Genomic DNA, 7,115 nt, shown 5'->3' with positions numbered 1-7,115 from the left:
TGATTACAAACAGATATGTTTTACCTTACCTGAGTTTTCGGTTGATTACAAAGAAATTTATTTTTTAACTATTTCTAGTGAGTTTTAGACGAACTAAAACGTTTAATTTTGGCTAATATTAATTGAGACTTTCTAAAAAAATGAAAAAACTATTTTTATTGACAACATTATTTATGGTGTCAGCACTTTTTGCCCAACAAGCGACCAATACATTAGAAGGCGTTTTTACAACAAAAGCAAAAGATGAATTATATAATCCATTGAAATTTGATGGAAAAGGAAGAGTGACAATCGGTGATTTTGATGAGGTTGGTTACGAATTTACCGAACGCAATGATTCGGTTATAATATTTGTCGAAAAAACGGTTTTTATCTTCAAAAAAGAGAAAAATCAATTAAAAGGAATTTCAGATTGGGTAGATAAAAAAGTATATAAATCAAATTTGAAATCTTTCGAAAATAAAGCTCAATCAAATCCAAAATTAGCGCAACGTGCAAATTGGATGGCTCAGAATTATGATATCAATTTTAAAAATAATGCTTCTTTTCTTTTTGATTTAGATGAAAATAGTTTGAATCAAAAATTAAAAGAAAATGAAACTGCAAATGCAAAACTATGTAAAGAAGGTTTTGATGAAAGTTGTAAAGTAGTTTTTGCTTATAAATTTGCTGAACAATCTGGTGGTGTTTTCGAAACCTTGAATGCTGCGGACGAAATAAAACTTAAACCAAATAAAGAGTTAGAGCAATTAGCACAACGTGTGATTGATTTAGGAAATCCAGATGGATACGGATTATTTTATACGTATTACTATTTTACAGGAGAAAAGGAAAAAGCGGAAGAGTTTTTACAAAAAGGATTAGATTTAGGATCTAAGTATTGTACAGAGATTTCATTAAATTCAGCTTTAAGTGAATTTGGAGAAGGCTTACAATCGGAAGTAGAAGAATCAGAAGATTAATTCGAACAAATTATCATATAAAATAAAAGCTCAACATTAGTTGAGCTTTTTGTTATTTAGTCAATAAATATTTTGCAACAGCATGATAAGCTGGTAACGAATACGGGTCGTTCGCACTATTCGATGCAACCGGATTGGAAGCAAATCGCACAATAACCATTTCCGCTTTTGGATCAACATAAATCGCTTGACCATGAACGCCACGCGCCATAAATGCTTGATGCTCATTATTCGTTACCCACCACATATCTTTGTAGCTCCAGCCTTTTAGAAGTTTATAATTTGCCTTTTCAAAAGCTTTTTGATTTCCTCCTTTTTTGATTTCCTCAACCAATTTTTTAGGCAAAATTTGATGATTATTAAAGTAACCATTGTTTCTTATCATTTCTCCAAACATCGCTAAATCTCGAAGGTTTGCATTAAAACCACCTCCTGCAAAAGCAATTCCAGCACCATCAATCTGGTAATATCCATCAAAGTTTGTTCCCAATGGTTCCCAAAATTTTTCAGATAGAATTTGAGCCAAAGGTTTATTCAATACTTTTGTAATAATCCAACCCATCACATCAGTATTCACCGTTTTATAACCAAAAGCTTCACCATGTTTACCATTTTTCTTGACTGTTTTCAAATAATCATAATAATTTGTAGGTCCATTATAATTAGCAGGTTTAGGAAAAGGATTTCCAGCAGCCGAAAAAGCCCACACTTCAGCATTCGGATCGCTGTAATCTTCACTATATTGCAAAGCAGTTGTCATATCCAAAACTTGACGAATCGTAGCATCACCAAAAGCTGAGGTTTTCAATTCAGGAATATAATCACTACATTTTTTATTCTCATCTAGAATACCTTCGGCAACTAACATTCCGCCTAAAGTTCCTGTCAAGGTTTTACTCACAGACATCAAGGCATGAGTTCCATTTTTGTTTAGTTCTCCAAAGTAATTCTCATAAACAATAGCACCTTTGTGTAAAACAATAATTCCATCGGTATAATTTTTTTGCAAAGATTCTTTCCATGTCATAGTTTTTTTACTTTCTAAAGGAGTGAAAGTCACATTATCAATGGATTGATCCAATTTAGTTTTCCAAGTATATCTGTTTTCTTGTGCCGAAGCGACATTTACAGTTGGGAAAAATTCGCGCATATGACAAACGCTATATCGTAAAGCTGGAAAGTTAAAAAAGCTACCATCTATAGCGGACAAAATATCTTCTTTTGCAGGTGGAAACCCTTTTATCCAATTAAAATTCTTTGGATCCGATTGTTCTGCAGTCAAAAATTGTTGTCCATAACTCATTTGCGTCATCACTAAAATTAAACAAACTAATATTTTTTTCATAGTTGTACTATCTATTTGGTTGATAAATGAAGTAGAGGAGAAGCTTGCTTCTCAAATTTACGAAAACCATTTTAAACTTTTTTATTTTAACGTATACTAATAATTCCGCTTTCGCGAAATTCCTCCCGAGTCGTTAACCACAAAGTACCTGCTGTTGCTTTGTTTTAATCAGCAAATCATCATCGTCTAATCATTTCTGTAGTAAAAATTAAAATGTTTGTATAAAAAGTTTTATTTATTTTCTTTCTCTTATTTTCACTTTTAGTTTACTGCTTATTACTTAAACGAGCTAAAATCATTCAAACCTTTTTTTTACGAGAGAGTTTTAATGCCGTTTTTCTTCATTCTTTTTCTATACTTAGCTTTACAAGCTAAAATCGAGTCAATAATGCTAAATATCAATTGTTTATTTGAATAGATAATAATGTTAAGTTCTGATATTCATAGATATGCACTTTATATTTTAACATGTTAAATATATTTTAATATGATGGTTATCATTTTATGTGTAAATATACAATTCTACTTTTGCTAAACCTTTTATTAAGGTAGTTATCAACCAATTAAAATTTAAATATGAAAAAACAAAAGCTTTTTCTTTGTTTTTATTTCTGTCCAAACTTGTATCTGCTCAAATAGGAATAGGTACAGAGGTGCCACAGTCATCTCTTGATGTTAATGGAAATATTATGCTTAGAAAAGAACTTAAGGTAGGAGGCTCAAAAACTACTGATGGTAATACCGGAAATTACAATGACATCCTTGTTTCTCAAGGGGATGGGAGTGCTCCATTATGGAAGAATGCCAAAGTGGGATTTTATGAAAATGGGGAATATAGAACCACGAGTAGCTTTATCAATACAAGTGAGAATGGGTTGTTATTTGATATTAATAGCAACGATGGTATCTTGACCAGTTCTTTAGGAGAACTATTAGTCTCAACTTCATCTAAGTGGAAAGAATTATCACCTGATTTAAGCACAAAATTTACTGTAGACGATCCAAAAAATAAAATCAACATCATGTTTCAGACCGGTATTGAATCTGGGAATACAGGAAATGCTACAAATCAAAACATAAAATTTATGTGTGGTATTTTTATTGATAATGTTTTGGTCGCATTAAGAGCGGATCAAATTGACGGAATTCCTGGTAAAGGAGCCAGTAATCAATCTATTTATACATTAAATTATACGGTAAATGATGTAACTAAAGGAGAGCATACACTGAAGATAGGTTGCAGAAGAATTACTACAACAGGTGCGAATGTAAATTTAGTAATAGGGCGCGCATTGAATGCTTCAGCAGTAACAAATAATTTTATGTTACAATCTGTATTGAAATTTGATGTGAGCGAATTAGTAAAAATAACAAGATAATCAAGTATGAAAATATTCAATAAAATATTACTAATAAATCTAGTATTTATTAGTTCTTCTTTATTTGCTCAAGTAGGTGTCAATACCAATACACCAAGAACGACTTTAGATGTTCAGGGAGATTTAGGGATTAGAAGTAAAATCTATTTAGGAGGAGATGAAACTACTATTGGAAAATTAGGAGAAGTAGGATCGGTTTTAGTATCTCAAGGAACGAACCAATCTCCGGCGTGGAAAGTTTTGAGACGACCTGAATTTAAACCTGAAACATATTATCTTATAAACTATGAGGCATCTAGTACTGATGTTGGTTTGATATTTAATTATAATAGTACAGAGAGTAGAACACAGTATACAAAAAATATGACTTTGTCTAATTTTTTAGGAAATTCTGCGAATAGTAGTGGAGTAATTGATGGATTAACAAAAACATTTAAAGTAAACAATTCTGTGAATAAAATCGGGTTGGTTTTTGAAACGGTGGTTCATATTAACTCTAATGCAATCGATCAAGGTGTTGATTTTGCGTGCGGAGTATTTGTGGATGATCAATTAAAAGGAGTAAGAACATTTACATTAAATCAACCTACTGCTTCTGTAGGTCCTTTTTATACATTTACTTTACTTGGTTCAGCTGAGAACCTTGCTAAAAAAGAATATACGGCAAAAGTTGCTTGTAGAAGAAGAGCCTCTATAGGAGGATTCACAAATACTACAACAAGTACTTTTGGAGTTGGAAAAGCCGTTCGTTCAAATATTAACGATTTTATGGCGCAGTCAACTTTAAGAGTAGAAGTATTAGAAATACCAGATCCTAATAATAATGAACCTGTTTATAACTAACAATTAACCCATTATGAAAAATAAGATATTTATCTTTTTAGTAGCAATTAGTCCAAATTTATTTTCCCAAATAGGAGTTGGGACGACTATACCTCATACTGATTTGGATATAAATGGAACAACTAATGTATCCAAAGAAATCAGACTCAACGGAACAGATGCAAAAATTGGTGCTGCTGGTAAACAAGGCGATTTAATTTCAGGAAATGCCTTAAATAACAATTTCTGGAAGAATTTTGATTTACCTGAGGGTTTTTTGGAAGGAATGGTTTTGACCGGATCTTATGTTAATTCAACCTTTAATGGTGTAAGTTTTCCGGGAACAAGTAGTTCAAGTACCCTTGCTGTACCATATACTAAAGGACAAGCAATGGCTTCACATTGGAAAGAGCTTTCGGATTTAAATCAGAAAATTAAAATATCAAAATCAGTAAACTTAGTTACGATTTCTGTGCAAACATTGGTACAAACAAGTGATCAGAACAGTAGTTTTGCCTGTGGAATATATTTAGATGATAAATTAGATTTTGTTCGATTGGGTACTGTAAATGCGGGAGTAGGTAATTATAGAACATTGAATTTGAATGCGACGCTTTCAAATATGGCACTTGGAGAGCATACTATAAAATTTGCATGTGCTGAGAGAAATATACCAACAGGTACTACCCTAAATATAGGTAAACCTATTATCACTACTAATCTAAATAACGTAATGGCAAAGACTTCTTCGGTTATTTTAGTTTTAGAAAAGCCATAATTTAAAATATTTAATGAAATTTTATTTTTATTCAGCTATTATTTTAAAACACTTCTAGATTTTTTAGAAGTGTTTTTTTTATGAAAATGAATCTTGAATCATTAGTATTGCTTTATTAGAGAATAATACATTAACCCGTAGTGCATTTAGATAATATTAATTTTTAAGTTGTTAATATTTCTATTTTGGTTTCTGTTTATTGTTTGAATAATAGTAAGCGTGAGTATTTTAGATAGTATCCTTGTTTTAAAGCCTAAAAAGCTTTTAGCATAATTACGTCTAATCATGAACTGGTCACAGAGTTGAGAGAATAACGTTTCTATCCTTTTTCTGTATTTGCGTATTACAAAAGGCTGATCTTTATAGTTTTTTTGATTTGTTCTCATAGGAACTTCCAGCTTTATATTGTGCGATGTAAACAAATCCAATTGGTATTCTGCGGATAAATATCCTTTATCAGCTAAGAGCGTACAATTTTTAAACTGCTGTTTTATATCTTTCAGATAATGAATGTCATGCACTGAAGCTGGACTAATATCCAAACTTTGAAAGACACCTTCCGCTGAGCAAACCGCATGAAGTTTATACCCATAATAATGCATTTTCTGTGAAGCACAATAACCTTTATTTGGAATTGCATAATCGGTTTCTCTGCATATTTTACTACGTGAGCTTCTTGATAATTTGCAAACTTCTAAAGGCATGCTATCCACAATAAAATACTTTTCAGAACCATTAAATTTTTCTGCTAACAGTTTTCGAATCCGTTCCATATGTATAAATAATCTTCTTTTTCGTCTATTATAATCACTACGTTCTATAAGTGACTTAATATCAGAAGGTAATATTCTAAAAAGTTGATATTCACTATCAATACTCATGTATTCTGAAGTCAGATTTAGGGCAACTATTTCCAAGTCAGATAACCTGGGCTTTCGTATCTGAAATAAAAAATTCTCACTTTCAAGATCTAAACTCTTTAATACTTCTAAAATTTTATCGTAATTTGCTTTAAAGTTGTGCATTGAATTGTGTGTGTAGTAACTACAATTTACTGCTTTTTAGTAGCTTGTACAACTTTTATATACAAGCTAATACAAATGCACTACGGGTTAAGAGAATCTTTTTTTAGATTCTCTTTTTTATTTAAAACTAATTCCGCGAAAGCGGAATTTCTCCCGAGTAGTTAACCACAAAGTATCCATTTTTCTTTTCTTGAACAAAAGAAAAGAAAAACGTCTAATCATTTTATGAAGTTAAAAGGTATTCTTGAGTAATTAACAAGTTTAATTTTCTTGTCGTTTCGAGCTTGTCGAGAAATCTATCCCGTTATAATTTTGTTTTTAAAAAGAGCTTTTCTCGTCAAAAATCTAATATCTCACATCTCAAATCTAAAATTCTCAAAAAATATTTTCCATTGTACCAATAACTTAAGGAAAGAATGTAAAATAAAAGTAAAGTATGTTTGGAAAAACGAATAATCCAGCCGTATATTTGCAATCCCAATACGAAAGACGAGTAGTATTGTAGTTGACATAAGGACTTATATAGCGACAAAAATTATTTAAAAATAAATTTGCGAGAATCTAAATAAGTATTATCTTTGCCATCCGATTCCGAAAGGGGTTTTTGGAGTGAAAGTAAGAATTGACTTATTGAAATAAAAACTTTAAAATTTATCAAAATAAATTTTGTTAGTTAAAAAAATAAGTATTACCTTTGCAACCGCAAATACCGAGAGGGTTTGCTAAGATGAGAAGTTCATTTGAAATTATAAAATATACAGAAGAAAAAATAGCCGAATAAAACGAAGTCAATCCTTGAATAAT

6 protein-coding genes are annotated in these 7,115 nt (G+C 31.0%); 4 read left to right on the top strand and 2 right to left on the bottom strand.

The genetic code is table 11. From position 1 onward, the window contains the following. Nucleotides 1-140 precede the first annotated feature (140 nt). Complete coding sequence (locus HXZ74_RS05545) at nucleotides 141-962, top strand: hypothetical protein (RefSeq protein ID WP_286474231.1); 822 nt, start codon at nucleotides 141-143, stop codon at nucleotides 960-962. 52 nt (nucleotides 963-1,014) lie between these two features. Here the strand turns inward: HXZ74_RS05545 and HXZ74_RS05540 are convergent, their stop codons facing one another. After that, the gene (locus HXZ74_RS05540) at nucleotides 1,015-2,307 is read right to left on the bottom strand and encodes a serine hydrolase domain-containing protein (protein ID WP_114999787.1); all 1,293 of its coding nucleotides are present in this window, start codon (nucleotides 2,305-2,307) and stop codon (nucleotides 1,015-1,017) included. 599 nt (nucleotides 2,308-2,906) lie between these two features. On the opposite strand from HXZ74_RS05540, the gene HXZ74_RS05535 reads away from it, so the two are divergent. From HXZ74_RS05535 to HXZ74_RS05525, 3 genes are read left to right on the top strand one after another with little or no spacing between them, the layout of a single operon-like run. Further along, nucleotides 2,907-3,686, top strand: a complete 780-nt coding sequence (locus HXZ74_RS05535; protein ID WP_286474228.1) for a hypothetical protein — start codon at nucleotides 2,907-2,909, stop codon at nucleotides 3,684-3,686. Nucleotides 3,687-3,692: 6 nt separating this feature from the next. Further along, nucleotides 3,693-4,529 (top strand): hypothetical protein, encoded by an 837-nt coding sequence (locus tag HXZ74_RS05530; protein WP_286474225.1) that lies wholly within the window; start codon nucleotides 3,693-3,695, stop codon nucleotides 4,527-4,529. A 13-nt stretch (nucleotides 4,530-4,542) separates the two neighbouring features. Next, nucleotides 4,543-5,286 (top strand): hypothetical protein, encoded by a 744-nt coding sequence (locus tag HXZ74_RS05525; protein ID WP_286474223.1) that lies wholly within the window; start codon nucleotides 4,543-4,545, stop codon nucleotides 5,284-5,286. A 146-nt stretch (nucleotides 5,287-5,432) separates the two neighbouring features. Here the strand turns inward: HXZ74_RS05525 and HXZ74_RS05520 are convergent, their stop codons facing one another. Continuing rightward, entirely contained in the window at nucleotides 5,433-6,311 is an 879-nt protein-coding gene (locus HXZ74_RS05520; RefSeq protein ID WP_286474220.1) for an IS982 family transposase, read from the bottom strand. Between the last annotated feature and the right edge of the window lie 804 nt (nucleotides 6,312-7,115).

The organism is Empedobacter sp. R750 (genome assembly GCF_030324345.1).
GTDB classification, from domain to species: domain Bacteria; phylum Bacteroidota; class Bacteroidia; order Flavobacteriales; family Weeksellaceae; genus Empedobacter; species Empedobacter falsenii_C.
Note: the sequence above shows the minus strand (reverse complement) of the source record. Positions and strands in the feature narration are given on the sequence as shown.